Source organism: Campylobacter sp. CNRCH_2013_0855, assembly GCF_025773025.1.
GTDB classification, from domain to species: Bacteria; Campylobacterota; Campylobacteria; order Campylobacterales; family Campylobacteraceae; genus Campylobacter_D; species Campylobacter_D jejuni_C.
Map to the genome: position 1 here is coordinate 1 of NZ_JAKMTE010000006.1, position 22,117 is coordinate 22,117.

20 protein-coding genes and 2 tRNA genes are annotated in these 22,117 nt (G+C 28.7%); 17 read left to right on the top strand and 5 right to left on the bottom strand.

Translation table 11 applies throughout. The features are described from left to right. Positions 1-369: 369 nt before the first annotated feature. The 6 genes from L8X40_RS04290 to L8X40_RS04315 all read left to right on the top strand — a co-directional run bounded on the left by L8X40_RS04290 (position 370) and on the right by L8X40_RS04315 (position 10,486). Positions 370-1,782 (top strand): aspartate ammonia-lyase, encoded by a 1,413-nt coding sequence (locus tag L8X40_RS04290; RefSeq protein WP_214100100.1) that lies wholly within the window; start codon positions 370-372, stop codon positions 1,780-1,782. Positions 1,783-1,800: 18 nt separating this feature from the next. After that, positions 1,801-3,135: an anaerobic C4-dicarboxylate transporter gene (locus L8X40_RS04295; RefSeq protein WP_087699000.1), complete on the top strand. Its 1,335-nt coding sequence runs from the start codon at positions 1,801-1,803 to the stop codon at positions 3,133-3,135. 96 nt (positions 3,136-3,231) lie between these two features. Continuing rightward, positions 3,232-4,575 (top strand): TrkH family potassium uptake protein, encoded by a 1,344-nt coding sequence (locus L8X40_RS04300; protein ID WP_261530529.1) that lies wholly within the window; start codon positions 3,232-3,234, stop codon positions 4,573-4,575. Beyond that, positions 4,572-5,213, top strand: coding sequence for a potassium channel family protein (locus tag L8X40_RS04305; RefSeq protein WP_087698998.1), 642 nt, complete (start codon positions 4,572-4,574; stop codon positions 5,211-5,213). The genes L8X40_RS04300 and L8X40_RS04305 overlap by 4 nt, the downstream gene beginning before the upstream one ends. Before the next feature lie 629 nt (positions 5,214-5,842). After that, positions 5,843-10,246, top strand: a complete 4,404-nt coding sequence (locus tag L8X40_RS04310; protein WP_263667409.1) for an inverse autotransporter beta domain-containing protein — start codon at positions 5,843-5,845, stop codon at positions 10,244-10,246. A 3-nt stretch (positions 10,247-10,249) separates the two neighbouring features. Continuing rightward, entirely contained in the window at positions 10,250-10,486 is a 237-nt protein-coding gene (locus L8X40_RS04315) for a hypothetical protein (RefSeq protein WP_263667410.1), read from the top strand. A gap of 41 nt (positions 10,487-10,527) precedes the next feature. On the opposite strand, the gene L8X40_RS04320 is transcribed toward L8X40_RS04315, so the two are convergent. Further along, positions 10,528-10,604, bottom strand: a tRNA-Met gene (locus tag L8X40_RS04320). Between the two features lie 126 nt (positions 10,605-10,730). Between L8X40_RS04320 and L8X40_RS04325 the strand changes: the two genes are divergently transcribed. Beyond that, on the top strand, positions 10,731-11,381 hold the full coding sequence (locus L8X40_RS04325; RefSeq protein WP_261529922.1) for a putative metalloprotease CJM1_0395 family protein: 651 nt from the start codon (positions 10,731-10,733) through the stop codon (positions 11,379-11,381). On the opposite strand, the gene L8X40_RS04330 is transcribed toward L8X40_RS04325, so the two are convergent. After that, positions 11,382-11,469, bottom strand: a tRNA-Ser gene (locus L8X40_RS04330). 52 nt (positions 11,470-11,521) lie between these two features. Between L8X40_RS04330 and L8X40_RS04335 the strand changes: the two genes are divergently transcribed. Genes L8X40_RS04335 through L8X40_RS04350 form a run of 4 tightly spaced genes read left to right on the top strand, consistent with a single transcriptional unit; the run spans position 11,522 to position 15,046 of the window. Further along, the gene (locus L8X40_RS04335; protein ID WP_263667414.1) at positions 11,522-12,868 is read left to right on the top strand and encodes a hypothetical protein; all 1,347 of its coding nucleotides are present in this window, start codon (positions 11,522-11,524) and stop codon (positions 12,866-12,868) included. A gap of 9 nt (positions 12,869-12,877) precedes the next feature. Further along, on the top strand, positions 12,878-13,498 hold the full coding sequence (lpoB, locus tag L8X40_RS04340) for a penicillin-binding protein activator LpoB (protein WP_087700844.1): 621 nt from the start codon (positions 12,878-12,880) through the stop codon (positions 13,496-13,498). Next, positions 13,492-14,367, top strand: coding sequence for a hypothetical protein (locus L8X40_RS04345; RefSeq protein ID WP_087700843.1), 876 nt, complete (start codon positions 13,492-13,494; stop codon positions 14,365-14,367). Before lpoB ends, L8X40_RS04345 begins: the two co-directional genes overlap by 7 nt. Before the next feature lies 1 nt (position 14,368). Beyond that, the gene (locus tag L8X40_RS04350; protein ID WP_250322387.1) at positions 14,369-15,046 is read left to right on the top strand and encodes a class I SAM-dependent methyltransferase; all 678 of its coding nucleotides are present in this window, start codon (positions 14,369-14,371) and stop codon (positions 15,044-15,046) included. On the opposite strand, the gene L8X40_RS04355 is transcribed toward L8X40_RS04350, so the two are convergent. Both L8X40_RS04355 and mutY read right to left on the bottom strand, forming a co-directional pair. Then, entirely contained in the window at positions 15,036-15,887 is an 852-nt protein-coding gene (locus L8X40_RS04355; protein ID WP_214125554.1) for a radical SAM/SPASM domain-containing protein, read from the bottom strand. The two genes, L8X40_RS04350 and L8X40_RS04355, sit on opposite strands and share 11 nt — an antisense overlap. Then, positions 15,877-16,920, bottom strand: coding sequence for an A/G-specific adenine glycosylase (gene mutY / locus L8X40_RS04360; protein ID WP_263667456.1), 1,044 nt, complete (start codon positions 16,918-16,920; stop codon positions 15,877-15,879). The genes L8X40_RS04355 and mutY overlap by 11 nt, the downstream gene beginning before the upstream one ends. Positions 16,921-16,994: 74 nt before the next feature. Between mutY and L8X40_RS04365 the strand changes: the two genes are divergently transcribed. The 6 genes from L8X40_RS04365 to L8X40_RS04390 all read left to right on the top strand — a co-directional run bounded on the left by L8X40_RS04365 (position 16,995) and on the right by L8X40_RS04390 (position 21,222). Beyond that, positions 16,995-17,747, top strand: a complete 753-nt coding sequence (locus L8X40_RS04365; protein WP_263667415.1) for an SIMPL domain-containing protein — start codon at positions 16,995-16,997, stop codon at positions 17,745-17,747. A gap of 62 nt (positions 17,748-17,809) precedes the next feature. Further along, entirely contained in the window at positions 17,810-18,235 is a 426-nt protein-coding gene (locus L8X40_RS04370) for a DUF1104 domain-containing protein (protein ID WP_263667416.1), read from the top strand. A gap of 1 nt (position 18,236) precedes the next feature. Beyond that, the gene (locus L8X40_RS04375; protein ID WP_087700837.1) at positions 18,237-18,923 is read left to right on the top strand and encodes a response regulator transcription factor; all 687 of its coding nucleotides are present in this window, start codon (positions 18,237-18,239) and stop codon (positions 18,921-18,923) included. After that, positions 18,913-20,220, top strand: a complete 1,308-nt coding sequence (locus L8X40_RS04380) for a sensor histidine kinase (RefSeq protein ID WP_087700836.1) — start codon at positions 18,913-18,915, stop codon at positions 20,218-20,220. The genes L8X40_RS04375 and L8X40_RS04380 overlap by 11 nt, the downstream gene beginning before the upstream one ends. 8 nt (positions 20,221-20,228) lie before the next feature. After that, complete coding sequence (gene ung / locus L8X40_RS04385) at positions 20,229-20,918, top strand: uracil-DNA glycosylase (RefSeq protein WP_214135758.1); 690 nt, start codon at positions 20,229-20,231, stop codon at positions 20,916-20,918. Between the two features lie 49 nt (positions 20,919-20,967). Further along, positions 20,968-21,222, top strand: coding sequence for a zf-TFIIB domain-containing protein (locus L8X40_RS04390; RefSeq protein WP_087700834.1), 255 nt, complete (start codon positions 20,968-20,970; stop codon positions 21,220-21,222). A gap of 20 nt (positions 21,223-21,242) precedes the next feature. On the opposite strand, the gene L8X40_RS04395 is transcribed toward L8X40_RS04390, so the two are convergent. Further along, on the bottom strand, positions 21,243-22,079 hold the full coding sequence (locus tag L8X40_RS04395; protein ID WP_263667418.1) for an ATP-binding protein: 837 nt from the start codon (positions 22,077-22,079) through the stop codon (positions 21,243-21,245). Between the last annotated feature and the right edge of the window lie 38 nt (positions 22,080-22,117).

A 22,117-nucleotide genomic window follows, 5' to 3' on the forward strand; every position in this document is an offset into this window, starting at 1 on the left:
AAATTAGTGTTTAACTAGCAAGCTAAGGCTTGTTAGTTTTTAAATACTAGTATGGGATTTTGTTTATTTTTGAAAAATGATTTTCTACAAACTCTAATCAACATAGTTTACATTACAAAATCATCTTATATATACAATAAGTAAACATAAAACAATTAATATTAAATATAAATTACTATAATAAATATCGTAAAACATAAAAATACACACTAAATAATTGATATTAAGAAAATGAATATCAATATCTGGCATATTTTTATATATTTTTATTGAAATTAGTAAAATTTATGAAACTTTTATAAAAAATTGTTATATAATACTCATTAAGTTTATAAACAAAACTTAAATAAAACCCACAAGGAGTACATCATGGGAACAAGAAAAGAACACGACTTTATTGGCGAGTTGGAAATTTCTGACGAGGTTTATTATGGAGTGCAAACTTTTAGAGCACTAGAAAACTTCCATATGAGTGGCAGAAGGTTACAAGATTATCCTTATTTTGTAAAAGCTTTCGCTCAAGTTAAAAAAGCGGCTGCACTTGCCAACAAAGAAGTTGGAGTTCTTGATGCTGACAAAGCTGATGCTATCGCTAATGCTTGTGATAGATTAATTGCTGGTGAATTTTTAGATCAATTTGTAGTAGATATGATCCAAGGTGGTGCTGGTACTAGTACAAATATGAATACTAACGAAGTTATCACTAATATTGCTCTTGAAAGTATGGGGCATAAAAAAGGAGAATATCAATACCTTCATCCAAATGATCATACAAACTTAGGTCAATCTACAAATGATACTTATCCAAGTTCAATTAAAGTAGCAACCTACGCAAAACTTACTGATCTTTTAAAAGCTATGGAGCTTTTAAAAACTGAATTAGAAGCTAAAGCTAACGAATACAAAGATATCATTAAAATGGGTAGAACAGAGCTTGAAGATGCGGTTCCAACGACTTTAGGAAATACCTTCAATGCTTTTGCTAGCTATATTAAAAGCGATATTGCTAAAATCACAGCAGCCCGTGAATCAATGACTTATTTAAATCTTGGTGCAACAGCTATTGGTACAGGAATTAACTGCCATCCTGATTACAAATTTGTGGTTGAGAAAAAATTAAAAGAAATTACTGGTGTTGAATTTAAACCAGCAGAAGATTTCATTGCAGCTACTCAAGATACAGCTGACTTTGTACATGTAAGTGGTGCATTAAAAACTGCAGCTGTAAGACTATCTAAAATTGCAAATGACTTAAGATTAATGAATTCAGGTCCAAGATGTGGTTTAGGTGAAATTAATCTACCAAAAATGCAACCAGGTAGTTCTATCATGCCAGGTAAAGTAAATCCAGTAATTTGTGAAGCAGTGGGTGAAGCTTGCTATGAAGTTATAGGAAATGATGTTACTATCATGCTTTGCTCTGAAAGAGGTGAGTTTGAACTTAATGCATTTGAACCAGGTATTGCTTATGGATTATTCAACTCTATAGTATTACTTGAAAATGCAATGAAATCTCTAGCTGAAAAAGCTGTAAGAGGTTTGACAGCAAATCCTGAAGCATGCAAACAATCTGTGCTTAATTCAATCGGTATTGTTACAGCATTTAACCCTGTTTTAGGATATGAAAAATCTGCAAGTATTGCTAAAGAAGCTTTAGAAACCGGTAAAGCAGTTGGCGATATTTGTCTTGAAAGAGGATATCTTCCAAAAGAAGAAATTGAAAGAATTTTAACACCAGAAAATATGTTAAATCCTCACATGACAGAAAAAAGAAAAGCTTAATAATTTAGGAGTTTAATCATGGATATTATGATTATTTTACAACTTGTTGTCTTTCTTGGGGCAATCTTCATAGGTATCCGCCTTGGTGGCATAGCAATAGGCTATGCCGGAGGTTTGGGTGTTGTTATTTTAGGTCTTGTTTTAGGTATGAAGCCAGGTAATATTCCTTGGGATGTTATCTTAATCATCGCCGCAGCTATTGCTGCAATTTCAGCAATGCAACAAGCAGGTGGTTTAGATTATATGGTAAAAGTTACCGAAAGAATTTTACGTAAACATCCAAGATTTATCAACTACCTTGCACCAGCTTGCGGTTGGTTACTTACCATTTTAGCAGGTACTGGTAATGCGGTATTTTCATTAATGCCTGTTGTTATTGATGTTGCAAAATCACAAAACATTAAACCATCAGCTCCACTTTCGCTAATGGTTGTTGCTTCACAAATTGGTATTACAGCCTCTCCAGTTAGTGCTGCTGTTGTTTATATGACTGGCGTATTAGAACCGCTTGGTTGGAACTATCCTGCATTAATTGGTATTTGGATTGTAACTACTTTTGCTGCTTGTATGATTACAGCTTTCATTGTAAGTTTAATCACTCCTATGGATCTTAGCAAAGACCCTGTATACCAAGAACGTTTAAAGGCTGGCCTTGTAAAAAGCGCTTCTGATGTTTTACAAAGCGAAGATAAACCAGGTGCAAAACTTTCAGTTGCTATTTTCTTATTCACAGTATTAGCAGTTGTTCTTTATGCTACAGCAATTTCTAACAACATCAAGTGGATTGATCCAGTAGTTATCCCAAGAGATGCTGCGATTATGAGTTTCTTATTAACTGCTGCAACTTTAATTACATTCTTATGTAAAGTTGAACCTGCAAAAATTTTAGATACAAGTGTATTTAAATCAGGTATGACAGCTTGTGTATGTGTATTTGGTGTTGCTTGGCTTGGAAATACTTTCGTTGCAGGTCATGAAGCAGGTATTAAAGAAGTAGCAGGTGAGTGGGTTAAACAAACTCCAGCTATGCTTGCAGTTGCTTTCTTCTTTGCTAGTATGCTTTTATACTCTCAAGCAGCTACTGCAAAAGCTATTGTTCCAGTTATCATTGCTGCATTAGGAATTTCAGCTACAAATCCTGCAGATTCTTATATGCTAGTTGCTTGTTTTGCTGCTGTTTCAGCACTTTTCGTTCTTCCAACTTACCCTACTTTATTAGGTGCAGTTCAAATGGATGATACCGGCACAACAAGAATTGGAAAATTTATATTTAACCATGCATTCTTTATCCCAGGTGTATTAGCTATAGCTATAGCTGTTGCCTTAGGTTTCTTAGCAGTAGGTATGTTTTAATACTCCAACTTTCCACTTTTAAGTGGAAAGTTTTCTTCTTTTACTCATTAACCAATTTTAAGTAGAATGTTTCTTTTTACTTTTTAAAGAAACAAAATGACAAAATTATCTTTAGATAGAAATAATATAAGAATTTTATTTATAGGCTATATACTTATAGCACTTTTTGGTAGTTTTATCCTTATGCTACCTATCATGCACACAAAATCTATATCTTTTTTAGATGCATTTTTTACTAGTGCTTCAGCTGTAAGCATGACAGGACTTGTTGTATTAAATACTTCACTAGATTTTAGCTTTTATGGACAACTTGTTATTTTATTACTTATTCAAATAGGTGGCTTGGGCTATATGAGTATAGCCATGGCTTTATATATTCTAGTGCGTAAGAAAATGAGTTTTGGAGAAAAAAACCTTTTAAGAGAATCTTTGATTTATCCTAGCACTGATGGACTTGTAGGATTTTTAAAAAAGGTTTTATTTTTTGTATTTGCTATTGAGCTTATAGGAGCAATATTATTATTTTTTAGATTTAAACTTGATATGAATTTAAGTGAGGCTCTATGGGCTAGTATTTTTCACTCTATTTCAGCTTTCAACAATGCTGGTTTTAGTGTATTTGAAAGTGGTTTAATGCCTTATAGAAATGATTTTTGGATTAACTTCATTATCACTTCTTTAGTTATCATTGGAGGTTTGGGTTATTTTGTATTATTAGAATTATACTTTTTCTCCAAAAGACGTTTTGCAACTTTAAGCTTGCACACAAGACTTGTTTTAATTTCTACTGTTGTATTAATTATTTTTGCTAGTTTGGTAGTTTTTTTATTTGAATATCACAACCCAAAAAGTATTGGAGAATTTTCTCTTTTTGATAAAATTATGAGTGCATATTTTACAGCAGTAAATTACCGAACTGCAGGATTTAACACTCTTGATATTAGCACCTTTAAAGACGCAAGTTTATTTTTTGGATCTTTATTTATGATTATAGGTGGTGCACCTGGTGGAACTGCTGGAGGTATCAAAGTAACTACCATTGCTGTGTTATTAATTTATGCTTATTGGAGTATCAAAGACAGCAATACAAGGATTTTTAACTTTGAAATTCCAAATGAAACCATTAATAAAGCTTTTATTATAACAGTAAGCTCTATTGTTTATATCATCACTTGTGTATTAATTTTATCCTTAATTGAAGATGATAAAAGCTTTCTACCCTTACTTTTTGAAACAAGTTCAGCATTTGCTACTGTTGGAGTTTCAGTAGGCGATGGCGGAACTTTGTCACTTAGTGCACTTTTTAATTCCGAAAGCAAACTTATCGTTATTTTACTTATGCTTAGCGGCAGAGTGGGTGTGCTTGCATTTTTATTTAGTATATTTTTTAAAGAAAAAGAAAAATATTTAAATTATCCAAAAGGAAAAATCATATTATGAAAAAAGAAACTTATGGTATTATAGGACTTGGAAGGTTTGGCTCAGTTTTAGCAAAAGAACTTATTGACCAAGGTAAAAGGGTTATTGTTTCAGATATTGATGAAGAAGCAGTTAAAGAACTACAAGATCACGCAGATTTTGCTTATATTCTAGATTCTACCCATACTATAGCTTTAAAAGAAGCAGGTTATGCAAATGCCGATGTTGTCATACTTAGCATAGGTGAAAATTTAGAATCAAGCATACTCACTTTCATGGCCTTAAAAGAAATAGGAGTAAAAAATATCATAGCTAAAGCAAATTCTTCTACACATGGACAAATTCTTTCAAAACTTGGGGTTAATAAAGTCATCTATCCTGAAAAAGAATCTGCAAAGCGTTTAGCTAAAATTCTTATTACTAATCCAAATTTTGAAATCATAGATCTTTCAGCTAACACCATAAAAGTAGCAAAACTTCTAATAGATGAAAATTTAGCAGGAAAAACTTTGCAATTTATTGGACAAAATTTAAAAGTCATTGCACACAAACAGCATGATATTTGGAGTATTATGCCAAATTTAGAAACCACTGCATATTTAAATGATATACTAATGCTACTTGGCACTCAAGAAGAACTAAATCAATATGAATATTAAAAATCTAAAGCTTATTTTTAAGCTTTAGATTTATACTTAAACCACCTTTCATTTTCCATTAAATATTTTATATATTATTTTACCTATTGCCTGATTTATAAAAACATATAAATTATAATTAAATATATTTTTTTAATAAGTTATTTTAAGATTATAACAACTATTATCAAATTTATATAAAAACTCTATATTATAATTATCTAAATAGCATAATAAGATATTTATACTCTTTATTTATTACCATATATAAGCTTAGTATTTATACTTCATATACTAAATATAATAAATACACTTTATATTCTTATATAAATACTATTTTTCCATATCCACATATATTAAACAATATAACAAAGTATAAATATAAAAACTACAAAAGCCTATTAGTGCATTATTTTAAAAAAGTAAATAAAAGTGATTTTTGATGATATGTAAATAATAATAAATCTATTTGCATTTTTTTAATAAAAAATAAAAGTAATTTAGATTATAATTTATAAATAATTATTATTTATGATAGTTTTTTGACTATTTTTCAATATTTTTATAACTTTTTTATCGTTTTTATATTTTTTGTGTTATCATATTCTCATCACAGATAAAAATTAAATGTAGGTTATGGGGGGGGGGATATGAAAAAAACACTTTTACTTGTTTTACTTATTCACACTTTTCTTTTTTCTCAAATAATGATTTTAAAAAATCAAGATAAAATCATTATAGATGATAACCAGGTTCTTACTTTCAATGAAACAAGTCAAATTAAAAATCATAATAATCTTAATCCAAGAGTCAAAAAACTATTAGAAGAAAAACCAAACAAAGATTCTAATCTTAGTAAAGAAGATGAAGAATTATCTAATAAGGTTATTAATACCATCCAAACCATAGGTAATGTATATAATGCCAAAGATAGTAAAGAAAGAGATGAACTTATAAGAGATTTAGCAAGTAATTATTTAAGCTTACAAGCTAATACTTTAATCCAAGAATATTTACATGTTCTTAATCATTCTATCAACAGCGAGTTTAATTTAAACTATAATGATAGAGGTGGTTTAAATGGCAATGCTAAGGTTCTTTTACCTATTATGAGTGAAGAAAACCCGAAAATTTCTTATTTTTTACAAAGTGGTATAGGTGGATATGATAATAATAGAATCATAGGTCATTTTGGTGGTGGTATAAGATATTATCCTAATGCACTAACTTTAGATAATTCAGGTAATATCATGCTAGGATTAAACTTAGTTTATGATCATGATTTTAATAGAGAGCATAAAAGAATGTCTTTAGGTTTTGAAAGTATGCTAGATACACTCGCTTTCCATGCTAATATTTATCAAAGGCTAAGTGATTGGATTAATAGTTATGATTTTAATAAAAATTATATATTAGAACGTCCTGCTAATGGCTGGGATATGGGTGTTAAATATGCTTTTCCTTCTATGAGCAACGTAGCTGTTTTTGCTAATATGAGTAAATGGTATGGAGAAAAAGTTGCTCCATTTGGCAATGCAAGTTGCTATGAAGATTTAGAAAAAAATCCTTTAATATATGAAGGAGGTATTACTTATTCACCTTGTCCAGCATTAACTTTTTCACTAAGTCATAAAAGAAGTAATGAAAGTGATAAGCAAGGTACAAATGTGGCTATGAATTTTAATATACCTTTAGACAAAGACGGATTTAAACATGCATTTGATACAAAATTGGCAGGTATAAATAATACCATTGAAGGATCTAGAACTCATTTTATCGATAGAGATTATTCTATGGTGCTTGAATATAAAGCTATTAGTAATGCTTATCATATTTCTTATTGTGGAAATTTAGGAGATAATACTCATTGTATTATACTAAAAAATGGTTTTAACCAAGCAGTTAAAAATGTTGCTATGAGTGTAACTCCTGAACAAAAAAGTGTAATCTTAAAGAATGGAAATCATTATATTACTGACGATAATGGAAAAGTTTTTGTAAAGATAATCCATGCTTATGGAGTCCATCAAACCAATTTAATTGCTAAAGCAGGAAATGCTCAAGAAAGTTTTCCTATTACTATCATAGCTCCAAAAGGAGATTTTAGAGTATTTGCTAGACCTTCTAATATACAAAGACACGAGCAATCGTTAATTACATTTACAGGAAATGATTTAGCCGGTGATTTAGCAATTCATTGGAAATTAATTGGCAAAGGAAGTTTAGAAAAAACTCCAAATTCAGATAAAACTGATAAAGATGGAATTTCAAACATCATCTATAAACCTGATACAAATATGAAAAATAAAGAAAAAGTTGAAATTATTGCCAGTGTATTAGGAGTTACTTTAAAAGCCTTTGTTCAAATAGCAATTTATGGAGAGGATGATATCATTTTAGATAAAACTATTATAGGTAATAAAGAAAAAACTCATGCAAGTTATAAAAACTTAAAAGCTAATTCTACTAAGGTTAAATGGAGCATACAAGGAGATAATGCTTTATTTATAGATAAAGATAAAACCTCCAAAGAGCTTAATTTAATAGCCGATGATAAAGGCGAGAGTAATGTGGAAATCATAGGACTTAGTGGAAATGAAAAAGTAAAAATCATTGCTAAGAATATGAATGATGAGTTAGTAAAAGAAAAAAGTAAAGTTTTAGAGATCAAAAATTATACAGCTACTATGGAACTTCCTACCGGAAAAGATCCTGTGACTCACCAAGACTTTGAAAAAGGAATGATTGATTATAAAAGCGACTTTGAAGTAAAACTTAAAGGTTTAATGCCAAAAACAAAAGTTTTATGGAAGGCCAAAGATATACAAAGCAATAAGACTTTAAGAATTAACAATGATAAAGAAAGCACAGCTGATGATAAAGGCGAGAGTAAGGTAGTATTTGAAGGAGTAAAAGATTTTAATATTAAAAGATTACAAATCATTGCTACTTATAATCAAAGTGTAGCTAGCACTCAAGAAGTAAGTGGAGAGATCAAACTCCACCAGTACGCCCCAAGCATTAGTTTTAGTAAAGATACTATCCATGCTTATGAAAGTGATAATACTAAATTATTAAAAGATCCAAAACTTGATCATGTTGAAGTAACTTTAAAAGGTGGTAAACCTAATGAAAAAATAGAATGGGGTTTAAGTGGAGATGCTACTTTAAGTAATCAAGAAGCAACATTTAATGCTAACGGTGAAGCTAAAGCAACTATTACTTCTAAAGCTCCATTTAAAACCAATCCTATAATTAGTGTAAATGCTATGGCTAAAAAATTAAGTAAAACAATTACTTATGATGTGAAAACATATACACCTAGTGTAAAATATCCAAGCTTTAAAGATCAAGAAAAAACCATTGATTATGAAAGTCCTTATGAAATTAAAATAAGTAATCTTTTACCTAATTCAATCATTGATGGAATTAATGGAAGCAAAGGAGTTAATCCTGAATCTACTAGCTTTAAGGTAAATGAAAAAGGCGAAGCTGTTTTAAAATTTAAAGCTATTAAAGATTATAGTATTAAAGATATTACTATTCAGTTTAGTTATACCAAACAAGGTAGCGTTAAAGAGGAGCTTAACTTAGATAAAATCAAACTTTATCAATACGCTGTTTCCTTTAATACTGATCCAAGTACTATTATTGCAGAACCTGATAAAAATACTGAAGTAACCATAAAAGGTGGCAAGCCTAATGCAAAAATAGAATGGAGTTTAAGCGGGGATGCTACTTTAAGTAAACAAGAAACAGTGTTTAATGCTAGTGGCGAAGCAAAAGCAATTATTACTTCTAAAGCACCATTTAAAATCAATCCTATAATTAGTGTAAACACTCTAGGACAAAACCTTACTAAAACATTAACCTATATAGATGGAACTATATATACTCCAAAAATAACTTATCCAAGCTTTAAAGCTCAAGAAAAAACTATAGATTATGAAACAGACTATAGTATTAAAGTGAGCAATCTTTTACCAAATTCAGTCATTGATGGAGTTAGTGGGAGCAATAAGGTAATTCCTAAATCTACTAGTTTTAAGGTAAACGAAAAAGGCGAAGCTGTTTTAGAATTTAAAGCTATTAAAGATTATAATGTTAAAGATATTGTTATCAAATTTAAGTATATGAAGTCAATTATATCTAAATCAGACTATACAACAGATAAAGTCAATCTTTATGAATATAATTTAAAAATACAATCTAATCGAACTTGGTTTTATAATAAAACCAATGAACAATCTGAAATAAAAATTACAGGAGGACGTTTAAATTCTGAAGTCACTTGGGTTATACAAGGAGATGGGGTAATAATAAATAAAGATAGCAAATTCGATTCTCACGGTGAAGCTAAAGTAACTATTGCCTCTAAAGCTCCATTTGAAAATGAAATAACAATAAATGCTTTGACATTAGGAAAAAAAATGGATCAAAAAATTTCCTATAAATGGGAAATATTTTTCTTGCCAGAAATTACGTTTCCTTATGGTTTATCATATCAATATGAAGTTGATTATGTAAAACATTTTCCAGTGACAATAACTCATTTAAAGCCAGGATTTATTAAAGTTATACTACCAAATGGAGTTAAAAGTGAAAAAGATCTTAGCAGATTATACACCAATGGAGAAACAATCATAAATCTATACGTTGATGACCCACATCTTAGATATTTTCAAATAGAACTTGAATGCGAATATAGAGAAAGTACAAGTGAATTAAAAAAATTTAAATCTGATTTCGTTAAAGTGCTGTTCCCAAAAGTTGATTTAGAAAAAAAACAGTGGAGAGTAGGATACAATCCTATGCATATTTTTACACAATTTACTTTAGAATTTAAAGATAAAGACATAAAAGATCCTCCAGATTGCAAGATAACTTCGTATAAATTAAAAAATTATATATCTAGGGTATCAAGTGGAGGTATAGGATTTAGAACAATTATTTTTGTTAATGATGACTCTATGGGACACCAAGATGAAGGTACAATTAACTTTTCTTGTTTTGATGGGGAACAAAATTTTGAATATACTGTGCAAGGGATATAAAATTTGCCATTTTATAATTTTATGCAATTTCTATCTCTGCTAGCTCAGCTTTCAGAGGTAGAAATTAAAACTCTTATGGAATACAAAGATTTATTGTTAAAAGTATTGTCATCTTTAAACGAATCAAAAACATTTGATGTAAAAGAATGTACACGACTTATTAATACTCTCGAAGAAACTTTTTTAGATAAACTCCAAATAGAAGAAAGCAAAAAGAAAGAAATTTGCAAAAAATCATAAAAATACTAAAAACCATTGGAAAATGTTTTTTGAAAGCCAGATGGTGTCAAGGGGGAGACTTGAACTCCCGACCTCCGGCTTATGAGACCAGCGCTCTAGCCAGCTGAGCTACCCTGACATAAAAAGAAGTTAAAATTATACTTTATTTTGCTTAACATTTTATAAAATACTTATTTTGTAAATTTTATATATTTTTTAACTTTTTTGTGCTAAAAATACAAAACTATATCAAAAAAGGATTTTAATGCAAATTAACTCAGGTTATAGCAATGCCTTTTATACACAAAATCCTTATCAAAACGAAGATAAAAAACAAACTAAAGAAAACATTTCAGAAAAAGAAAATCCACAACAAACAAAAGAAAATAATAACGATCAAGAAAAAGATGAAAAAACTCAAAAAGTCAATGGTAAAGACTTAAGTAATGAAGAAGTAAAACAAGTACGAGAACTTGAAAAAATCGACAGAGAAGTAAGAGCTCATGAAGCAGCCCATCAAGCAGCAGGTGGAGCCTTAGCAGGTGCTGCAAGTTTTGGCTATACAAGAGGCCCTGATAATAAAATGTATGCAGTTGAAGGAGAAGTGCCTATAAGAATGCAAAAAGGCAATACTCCTGAAGAAACTATAGCAAATGCTATGCAAGTAATTGCTGCAGCTATGGCACCAGCTGATCCTAGTCCGCAAGATTATAAAGTAGCAGCCAATGCTATGCAAATGCAAAATGACGCACGCACCGAACAAGCTAAAATAAAAGCAGAAGAGCTAAAAGCACAAAATGAAAAAAGTGAAAATGAGAATGAGGAAAAAACAAATTCAAATTCCAAAGCTATAAAATCATACACACAAAATACATCACAAGATTACATAGGAAGTCAGTATAACAAAAGCGCATAGTGGCAGAGAGGAAGGGATTCGAACCCTCGGTGAGTTGCCCCACACACGCGTTCCAGGCGTGCTCCTTCGACCGCTCGGACACCTCTCTAAAAATGAAAATTATAACTTATTTTTTTAAATTTACACTAAAAAGGGATTTTATGAAGCTTTTTTACTCTTGTTTTTATCTTTTTATTTTACTTTTTTTAAGTGCTTGTTCGAATCATGCTAATGTTAATTTATCTTATGAAAAAGCCTTTATAAACAAACAATGTGATGAAAATATCCTAGCTTTAAAAAATGCAGATAAAGACACCATATATACAGGGTTAAATTTAGCTTCTTTAGCAAGAGTTTGTAAAGATTATGAAAAAAGTAATGCATTTTTTGATAAAGCAGAAGAAGCTTATAAATATGATGTAGATTTACAAAATGGGCTTCAAAAAGCCACTAGAAATTTTAGTGAAATTTTACTTAATGATACCATCAATGACTATCAAGGTTATTTTTATGAAAGGATTATGCTAAATACCTACAAAGGCTTAAATTATATGAGCTTAGGAGATTTTAAAAATGCAAGAGTAGAGTTTAACCGAGCTTTATACAGACAAGATAGAATGAAAGAATATTTTTATGATTACATACAAAAAGCTCAAGAAGAATACCAAAAAGAACTTCAAAAAGATAAAAAAACCTATGCGAGTTTTCAGCAAAATTTAAACCCCATCTATAAACAATACGACAATCTTCTTAGCACATTTAACGCAAATAAAAATTATACTAATATCTATGCTAGCTATCTTAGTGCTTTATTTTTCTTTTTTGATAAAGATTACATTAAAGCTTATGATCTTTTAAAAGAAGTAGCTTTAAGCGATGTAAAAAACAAACAACTTCAAAAACAATTTCAAGTATTTGAAAAATTCACTCATTTAAAAACAACCTTCCCTCAACAAAAATATATTTTTATCATTTATGAAGATGGTTTTAGTGCTACAAAAGAAGAATTTAATCTTACTTTACCATTTATTTTTAATGATAATCTTGCAAATATTAGCGTAGCTTTTGCTTATTTAAAATCAAGAAATGCTTCTTATAAATTCTTGCAAAGCCAAGATGAAAAAACACAAAATTTAATTTATTTTGATGATATTATAGCAAGTGAATTTAAAACTCTTTTACCTTCTATGGTAATGAAAACCTTAGCCTCAAGTGCTCTTAAAACTTCAATTAATTTAGCCATAGCTAATAATGATTCTAGTGGTTTTTTATCATTTATTAGCACTGTTAGCACTGCTTTAATCAATAAAGCAGATCTTAGAATGTGGCAAGCTTTACCAAAAAGTGCTAGTATTTTAATGCTAAAAAATGAAGGCATAGTTAAAATTTATGATGATAAAGAAAAAATAATATTTGAAGATAAATTAGAAAAAGATAAAAATTATATTGTGCTTATAAGATCTTTTGTACCAAATTCAAATATTATTTATAAAATTAAAGAACAATAAGGAGATAAAATGAAAAAAAGTTTATTTTTTATGATTTTTACGCTTTTAGTTTTCAGCGCTTGCTCTTCACAGCCAAAATATACCGATGGTAAAGCTTCTCAAAAAGTTCAAGGCGATGCACTTACTTTGGGACTTGATAGAGAAGATTTTGAAAAAACTGCTGAAGATATGATACAAAGTTTACTTAGCGATCCTGCTTTTGCAAATTTAAACAGCTCTAATAGAAAAGTTATTGCTATAGGAAAAATTATCAATGACACCCCACAAAGAATAGATACAGATAAACTCACTTCAAAAATTACCATAGCATTAAGAAAATCTGGCAAATTTATATTAACAACCGCTGTAGCTGCAGGTGGAGCAAAAGATAGTTTATCTCATGATGTAAGAGATTTAAGAGACAATGAAGAATTTAATCAAAACTCCATAGCTAAAAAAGGCACACTCTTAGCCCCAAATTTCTCACTTTCTGGTAAAATCAGACAAGATACTGTGAAACTTTATAATGGCAAAATTCAAACCGAGTATTTTTTCCATTTAATTCTTACGGATTTAACTAGTGGTTTAGCATTTTGGGAAGATGAAAAAACTATTAATAAAACAGGTAAAAGCAAGAGTGTAACATGGTAAAAAAAATACTAATACTTTTTTTAACCCTTATTTGTTTTTCTCAAGCACAAAATATCTTAAATAAAGAAAGCACGGGAGAGGGTTATGGAGCCACTAGAAGCGAAGCAGTAAAAAATGCCATTAATGAAGCTTTAGGAAAAATGAACGGATTAAAACAGGTAAAATTAAAAAAATTTGAATTCAATTTCAATGGCAATTTTGACATAGGCTATGATGAGGAAATTGAGCTAATAAGTAATGGTATTTTTAACAGTTATGATATAAAAACATTAACACAAATTAGTGCTAACGAATTTTATGCAAAAGTTATGATTTACAAAAAGCTTTACACTGAAAAAAATCTTGAAGATAAAAGCTCCTTGTTAATTATCAATACTGTAAAAAACGAATTATCAGTAGAATTTGAACAAGAATTTTTAGGAATTTTACTACAAAGTAAAAAATTTAAAATTATAGATAGAGCACATTTGGATATCTATAAAAAAGAAAAAGATATTTTACTTAATAATGGCAACGATGATGAATTAATTAAATTATACAATATCCTAGGTGCAGATTTTTTGTTAAGATTAACTCCAAAAATAGATCAAATTCAAAGCGAATCTGATACAAAAATATATAAGATTACGATTAATTATCGTTTAATAGAGTTTGCAACAATGCAAATTAAAGCATCTAATACCTTAGAATTTAAAATGACTTCTACAAGCAAATCAAGTAAACAAAAAGCTCTTAGAGGTATAGCCACAAAAATCGCAGATGATATATTTAAGCACTCTAAAAATAATAACGATGAAGAAGAAATAGAGCAAGGTTTGGACGCAAACTATCAAATTAACAATGAAGGTGGAGTTAATTTAGGTTTTTAAAATGCAAAAGGCTTGGGATATTAATGCAAAATTTTGGGATGCACAAATGGGAGATGATTCTAATGAATTTCATAAAAAAGTTGTGCGTCCTAAAGTCGAAGAATTACTAAACATACAAGATGATGATTATATTTTAGATATTGCTTGTGGAAATGGAAATTTTTCCGCTTATATGTGTAAAAAATATAACATAAATATTTACGCTTTTGATTATAGCGATCAAATGATAAAATTAGCAAAACAAAGATGGAAAAATTTTCTACATAAAATTCATTTTCAAACTATAGATGCTAGCGATGAATTGACTTTGCAAAATTTAGCTAAAAAACACACCTTTAGCAAAGCTGTTTCAAATATGGCTATCATGGATATGGAAAATATTCAGCCCTTATTCAAAAGTCTTTATTCTCTACTAAAAGAAAATGGAATTTTTGTTTTTGCTACTCAACATCCTTGTTTTGTAACATTGACTAAACAATATCTTAGCTCGCATAATTATCTCGGATTTGCATTTGAAAAACAACCTGTAAAACATCACTACTACCACCGTTCTATGGAAGAAATTTTTAACACTTGTTTTAAAAATGGTTTTATCATAGATGGATTTTTTGAAGAACCTTTTTTAGATAAAGAATTCCCTGAAGTTATAATTGTCCGAGCAAGGAAAATCAGTTTTTAAATTGCAAAAACTCACACCTTTTACAAAGCTCAGCTTTTAAAATTCCTCGCTTAAAGCCTTCTTTTAATTCTATATATAAAGACGAATTTAAAAGCTCACTAAAATCTTTTTCAAAACAATTTCCAAGTTTTATATCCCCTTTAGTATCCAAACAACAAGGCACTAAAGTTCCATCACTTAAAATAGCAATTTGCCCATTTAAAGCATGACAAAACCCATTCTCTCTAACAACCTCATCTTTTAAAGAAGGCCATTTAAAAAGTCTAGCTTGGTGTAAGATAATATGCCTTTCTAAGCGATTTTTAGCTTTTTGCTTTTGAATTTTTATTTTAAAAATTTGCTCTAAAAAATCATAAATTTTTTCATTTTCTAAAGGTGGGTTGAAATTTTTGTCCAAATTCCATAGCCTTAGATTAATAAAAGAATTATTTTTATTTTCTAAGTGTAAAAAAATAAGCTTCAAAATAGGCTCAAAGTATTCTTTTAAACTCATTCTACTTTGAGATAAAAAAGCACCCAAAGAGATATTAATTTGGTGTATATTTTTAAAACTTAAAACAAGATTGATTTTTTCTTCATCAAAATAAAACCCACTTGTAGTAAGCTCTATTTGCATATTAAATTTCAAAGCTATTTTTAAATACTCTTTTAAATTTAAAACCCTTAAAGGATCTCCAAGCACATGAAAAGCAAAAAGCTTGGCATGATTATGCACGCTTTTGCAAATTTTTTCAAAATTTTCAAGGCTCATTTGTTTTCTTTGGGCTTTTTGGCTAGGACAAAAATCACATTTTAGCCCACAAATATCACTTAATTCTATATAAATTTTCTCAAAATGCATAATCACTCTTTTTAAAAAGCTCAAATGCTTTTAAAGCAAGTTTTGAAAGCGTGATATACTCTAATTCTTTATAAGCAAAAGCTTTAGCTTGCAAGTCTTCAAAATCATCATCTTTTAAAAAATACACCTTAGCGTTGATTTTGTATTTGGTATAAGAATGCTTAAATTCTCCTATAAATTTTGCTTTTTTTTGGTTTTTGTATTCTAAAAAATTATATAAATTAAAATACAATTTTTCTTGGCTCTTAATGAGTAAAAACTGCTCGTTTTTTTGCACTATAAGTATTTTTAAAATAGTATTTTTGTATTGAATTTTTTTAGATACATGAAATTTTTCATATTCATTTTTTCCACTACAAAAGTCTTTTAAAGGACAAATTTCACATTTTGCATTTTTAGGCAAGCAAACCAAAGCTCCTATATCTAACAAAGCTTGATTATGATCAAATGCATTATCATAGTTTAAAAATTCTTTCGCCCTTTGTGTTAAAAGTTTAGAGCTTGGATTTTGCAAACTATAAAATCTACTCAAAACTCTTTTTATATTTGCATCCACAAAAGACTTAGCTTGCAAAAAACCAAAGCAAGCTATAGCGCCAGCTGTATATTCTCCAATACCAGGAAGCTTCTGAAGTTCATTAATATCAGATGGTAATTTTGCATTAAACTCTTGCGTGCAAATTTTTGCGCATTTGTGTATATTTCTAGCTCTAGTATAATACCCAAGTCCTTGCCAAGCTTTTAAAACCTCATCTTCACTTACCATAGAAAGTGCTTTTAAAGAAGGGAATTTAGCTAAAAACTGAAAATAATAATTTTGTAAAACACTTTTTACCTGAGTTTGTTGCAACATAATCTCACTGACATAAACCGCATAAGCAATATCAATGTTTTTTAATTTTTCTAAATCATCTGCTTTAGCGTATTTTTTATACTCATCATGCAAAATACGCCAAGGAAGACTTTTCCTACCGCTTTCGTTGTACCATTTCAAAATATTTTCATGAATTTTTTGCATTAAAACTTTCTTTATTTTTAAAAAATTATACAATCTATTCTTAAAGGCTTTATGATAAAATAAAAAAATATTTTTAAAAAGGAGTAAAAATGAAAAGTTTTTTAAAAGGTTTGGGTTTAGGATTACTTTGTCTGGTATTATTTGTACTAGGAGTGGTTTTTAACACTGAATTTTTAGGCTTAAAAAATCACAATAAACAAAATATAGAATTTTCAAGAAATATAGAAGTATCTAATGAAATTATGCCAAATATCTTTAATGCTACTTTAAATTTTAGTGCGAGCGAAGAACTTAGTAAAAAAACCATTGTTTCTAGCAATGAAAAAAATTATATTGCTAAAACATTTAAAGAAATCTCAGATCGTATTGCAAAAGAAAACTACTGTAAAGGCGGAAGCTATACTTTAGAGCCAAATTATAATTATTATCAAGGGGTAAAAACGTTAAATGGATATAGATTGTATTCTAATTTCACTTGCCAAATTCCACAAAATAAAAGTAAAGACTATGAAAATCTTATAAAAGATATAGAAAGCATTAGCGCTACCAACGTTTTCATCTCTTTTAATACTAAAGCCTTACAAGCTGGTTTTGATGAGGCTATTTTAGAAGCAAACAAAGAAGATTTATATAATCTTGCATTTAAAAAAGCTTTTGAAAAGGCTCAATATTATTCTAAAACTTTAGCAAAAACTTGCGTGATAAAAAACATTCATTTTGATAGTTGCAATATCAAACACAACGCTCCAAGCTTAGCAGCTAGTGCAGATAGTGTTGTATTGCCTATCGTTAAAAATGAAAAACAAAACCTAAAAGCAAATGTGCTTTTTGTTTGTCAATAAATTTCATTTTGGCTTTATTTTGAACTTTTATAATTTCTCATCATTAATTTAAAGGAGAAAAAATGAAAAAAATTATAAGTTTATTTATCGTAGGTTCTTTAGCGGCTTCATTTGCACTAGGAGCTGATTTTTCTAAAAAAAGCAATGATGAGATTTTAAATCTTGCAAAAAGTGTAAAAGCACAAGATCAAGCTGATTTAGTTATTGAGATGAAAAAAAGAATGAATGAGATGAAATACAAAGACGCAAGAGATTTTCATCAACAATTTAAAAGCAATTTACGTGAAAATATCTCTAAACTCTCTCCACAAGAAAGAAATCAAAGAAGGGTTGTAGTACGAGAAAATATGCAAAAATTAACTGATAATATGAGTGGTAAAGAAATAAGAGAATTAAATTTGTATCATTATGGTAAAAATCCACACAAAGTACATCCAATGGATCATCAAAACCATAGAGTAAACCATGCAAACTGTCCAATGAGATAAAATGGCTACAAAAATTTTACTTCTCGAAGATGATTTAAGTTTAAGCGAAATTATATGCGATGCCTTAAGCGATGAGGGTTTTAAAGTCTCTTGTGTATATGATGCACAAGAGGCACTAGAAAAAGCTTATGAAGAAAATTTTGATCTTTGGATTTTTGATGTTAAAGTTCCAAAAGGAAACGGCTTTGAAGTCTTAAAAGAACTAAGAGAAAGTGCTAAAAATACCCCTGCTATATTTTTAACTTCTTTATCTATGCTTGATGATGTAAAACAAGGTTTTTTATCAGGTTGTGATGATTATATTAAAAAACCTTTTGACATAGACGAATTAATTATCCGTGTAAAAAATATAATCAAACGAAATTTTAATCATCAAAAAGAAGATTTAATTTTAATAAGCCCCTCAAAGCATATTTATTTCGACACCATTAACAAAACTCTTTATCAAAATAAACAAATCATCACTCTCACTAACAAAGAAAAGGAGCTTTTAGCTTTACTTTTAAAAAAACGTCCGCATTTTGTAAGCTTAGAAACTATATTTGAAGAAATTTGGAGCTTAGATGAAGAGCCTGTAATTATGAGTCTTAGAGTTTATGTTAAAAACTTAAGGAAAATTCTTGGTAAAGATTTGATTATTAATCAAAGAAATATAGGATATGCCATCAGGTTAGAAGATGAAAAGTGAAAATTTCAATAACACTATTTTTAAAATTTTAACTCTTTATATTATCACAAGTGGAGTTTTTCTTGCATTATTTTTTATCACTTTTTACCAAAAAGAAGCAAGTTATATACGTTTAAATCAACTTACGCATATGTATACTCATCATAATTATATATTACAAAACATCATAGAGTCAAAACATAACCAAATTCCACTAGAAAAAATCAACTTTACAGAAATATCCAACAAGCTTAACACATCTTTCGCCATCATTGCAGATAAAAAAATAATTTTTAGCAATCTATCCTTTGAAGCTTTAGGTATTTTAAATCAATTAGAAAAAAATGACTTTATTTATAATAAAAACAAAAAACTATTTATAGAATTTCTAAGAATTAGAAATCTTGATACTTATATAGATAGAAGCTACATAAAAAAACCTAGACACTACTTTAAATTTTTAAAATATAGAAATATTCATATTATTATGGAAACTGATGATCTTGGTTTTAAAAAAGAACAATATCGTCAAGATAATTACAATAATATTAATATTAATGATTTTTCAAATGAGCTTTGGAAATTAAAATTAAAAACTATTTTTTATACTCTTATATGTATTTTAATACTTGCCATCATTGCCTATATATTAATTTCACTTGTTTTTAAAAATATTGAGGAGCAATTTAAAGCATTAAATGATTTTATTAAAGATACTACGCACGAAATTAATACGCCTTTAAGTGTGATTTTAGCTAGTATTAAAAAATTTGATGATAATAGCTTAACTCCAAATAATGCAAAAAAATTAAATCATATTAAACTAGCAAGTAAAAATTTAAATCATATCTATCAAAATCTCATAGCATTAAATTTTTTCATACAAAAAGAAAATACCAAGGAAGATATAAATTTGAAAGAACTTTTAGAGCAAAGATTAGAATATTTTGACACTTTAATCTCACAAAAAAATCTCACCATTGAAAAAGAGCTTTTAGAGCAAAATTTCTATGCAAATAAAGAAGAAATACAAATTTTAATCGACAATCTTTTAAGCAATGCTATAAAATATACTAATACCCATAAGAAAATTTATATTTATTTAAAAGAAAAAACACTTAGTATTAAAGATGAAGGTCAAGGTATGAGTCAAAATGAAATGGCTCAAATTTTTACACGCTATAAACGCTTTAATCAAGATCAAGGTGGATTTGGTATAGGCTTGAATTTAGTTAAACAAATAGCTGATAAAAACAATATCAACATTAAAGTTTTAAGCAAAGAGAATGAAGGAAGTGAGTTTATACTTTCTTGGTAAGGATAAAAATGAATATTTGTTTAGAAAAAATAAAAATGGAACAAACTTGGAAAGAATTTTTAAAAGATGAGTTTTTAAAACCTTATTTTTTAGAGATAAAAACTCATTATATTAATACCATAAACGAAGGAAAAACCATATATCCGCCAGCAAATTTAATCTTTAATGCTTTTAACCTAGCTCCTTTACAAGATTTAAAAATCATACTTTTAGGACAAGACCCTTATCACAACCCAAATCAAGCTATGGGTTTAAGCTTTAGCGTGCCAATGGGAGTTAGAATTCCTCCATCTTTGCTTAATATCTACAAAGAATTGCAAAACGACTTAAACATCCCTATAGCAAAACATGGCGATCTTAGCAAATGGGCCAAACAGGGAATTTTACTTTTAAACTCTATCTTAAGTGTAGAAGCAAACAAACCTACTTCACACGCACATTTTGGTTGGCAAAAATTTACCGATGCGGTTATATCAAAACTTAGCAATGAAAAAGAGGGTTTGGTATTTTTACTTTGGGGGAATTATGCTAAAAACAAAAAAGTTTTAATCAACCCTCAAAAACATTTTATCCTAGAAGCGGCACATCCTTCGCCCTTAGCAAGAAATGCTTTTTTAGGTTGCAAACATTTTTCAAAAAGTAATGAAATTTTATTAAAACTTGGTAAAAGTCCTATTGATTGGGATTTAAACTCATAATTTACTTTTAATCTATATACTTTAATAAAATTTTTTATAAAGGATAAATATGAATTGCCCAGTTTGTGTAAATACAGCTTTATTGATGAGCGAAAGAAATGGGGTTGAGATTGATTATTGTCCAAAATGTCGTGGTGTTTGGCTTGATCGTGGTGAACTTGATAAAATCATAGAAAGAAGTTCTTCTCAAAGTACACAACCATCTCATCAACAAAATTATAACCAACAAGCAAACTATCATCACAATAATAGCTATAAATACAAGAAAAAAGAAAGTTGGCTTGGAGAATTATTTGACTTTTAAGCCAAAAGGCTTAAAAGTTTTTATAATTTTACTTTAATCAAGGCATTCTCTGCCATTTTTGGCACCCATAAATACTCACCATCAAAAAACATATCCGCAGGACCTTTTATAGGATTTAACTCTAATTTCATCTCTTCATTATCTTTTAAAGTATAAATATATCCCTGTAAATCTTTGCCCCAACTAGATACTAAAAGATTTTTATCTTTATCATATACAATACCATCAAACTGTTCTATTTTGTTGCTTAATTCTTGAATTTTCTTTGTATTTAAATCAACGCTGATAATTTTTCCACCTGCTTTATCGCTTGGATCATAACCTGCTATAAATAAAGTATTTTTATCTATCAGCAATCCATTTGGACCACCATATTTTGAATCTAAATGGATAAAGTTTTCGTATTTTTTATCTTTTAAAAATACCTTATGAATATATCCTGTTCCTGTATCACTCACTAGTAATGTATCATTATCTAAAACTGCTATATCGTTTAAAAATATTGCATTTTTTATAGGGAGTTTAAAAATTTCTTTTTTACTTTTTACATCAAAACCATATAAAACATCAATATCTACAACATACAAAATATCACCTATTTTAGACATACCCTTTGGAGCATTAAGATTTTTGATAAATTCTAATTCTATAACTTTTCCATCTTTATCTAATTTTGAGATAAAACCATCATTATCTTTCCTTAGTGGAGCTAACTCTTTTCCTACATTGGACACATAAACTACACTTTCATCTACATACACACTTTCAGGATGTGCAAAACCTTTAAATTCTTGAACCTCTAAAGCATTTGCACTACAAAATGCAAATAAAGCTAAAGCTAAAATACTTTTTTTCATATTGTTACCTTTCTTAATTTTTATTCACAAATTTTAAT

Coding starts and splice junctions, on each gene's coding strand:
- L8X40_RS04345 (WP_087700843.1), top strand. CDS start 13,492: ATGGTAAAAAAAATACTAATACTTTTTTTAACCCTTATTTGTTTTTCT.
- L8X40_RS04295 (WP_087699000.1), top strand. CDS start 1,801: ATGGATATTATGATTATTTTACAACTTGTTGTCTTTCTTGGGGCAATC.
- L8X40_RS04350 (WP_250322387.1), top strand. CDS start 14,369: ATGCAAAAGGCTTGGGATATTAATGCAAAATTTTGGGATGCACAAATG.
- L8X40_RS04305 (WP_087698998.1), top strand. CDS start 4,572: ATGAAAAAAGAAACTTATGGTATTATAGGACTTGGAAGGTTTGGCTCA.
- ung (WP_214135758.1), top strand. CDS start 20,229: ATGAATATTTGTTTAGAAAAAATAAAAATGGAACAAACTTGGAAAGAA.
- L8X40_RS04380 (WP_087700836.1), top strand. CDS start 18,913: ATGAAAAGTGAAAATTTCAATAACACTATTTTTAAAATTTTAACTCTT.
- L8X40_RS04390 (WP_087700834.1), top strand. CDS start 20,968: ATGAATTGCCCAGTTTGTGTAAATACAGCTTTATTGATGAGCGAAAGA.
- lpoB (WP_087700844.1), top strand. CDS start 12,878: ATGAAAAAAAGTTTATTTTTTATGATTTTTACGCTTTTAGTTTTCAGC.
- L8X40_RS04335 (WP_263667414.1), top strand. CDS start 11,522: ATGAAGCTTTTTTACTCTTGTTTTTATCTTTTTATTTTACTTTTTTTA.
- L8X40_RS04395 (WP_263667418.1), bottom strand. CDS start 22,079: ATGAAAAAAAGTATTTTAGCTTTAGCTTTATTTGCATTTTGTAGTGCA.
- L8X40_RS04300 (WP_261530529.1), top strand. CDS start 3,232: ATGACAAAATTATCTTTAGATAGAAATAATATAAGAATTTTATTTATA.
- L8X40_RS04370 (WP_263667416.1), top strand. CDS start 17,810: ATGAAAAAAATTATAAGTTTATTTATCGTAGGTTCTTTAGCGGCTTCA.
- L8X40_RS04365 (WP_263667415.1), top strand. CDS start 16,995: ATGAAAAGTTTTTTAAAAGGTTTGGGTTTAGGATTACTTTGTCTGGTA.
- L8X40_RS04375 (WP_087700837.1), top strand. CDS start 18,237: ATGGCTACAAAAATTTTACTTCTCGAAGATGATTTAAGTTTAAGCGAA.
- L8X40_RS04325 (WP_261529922.1), top strand. CDS start 10,731: ATGCAAATTAACTCAGGTTATAGCAATGCCTTTTATACACAAAATCCT.
- L8X40_RS04290 (WP_214100100.1), top strand. CDS start 370: ATGGGAACAAGAAAAGAACACGACTTTATTGGCGAGTTGGAAATTTCT.
- L8X40_RS04310 (WP_263667409.1), top strand. CDS start 5,843: ATGAAAAAAACACTTTTACTTGTTTTACTTATTCACACTTTTCTTTTT.
- L8X40_RS04355 (WP_214125554.1), bottom strand. CDS start 15,887: ATGCATTTTGAGAAAATTTATATAGAATTAAGTGATATTTGTGGGCTA.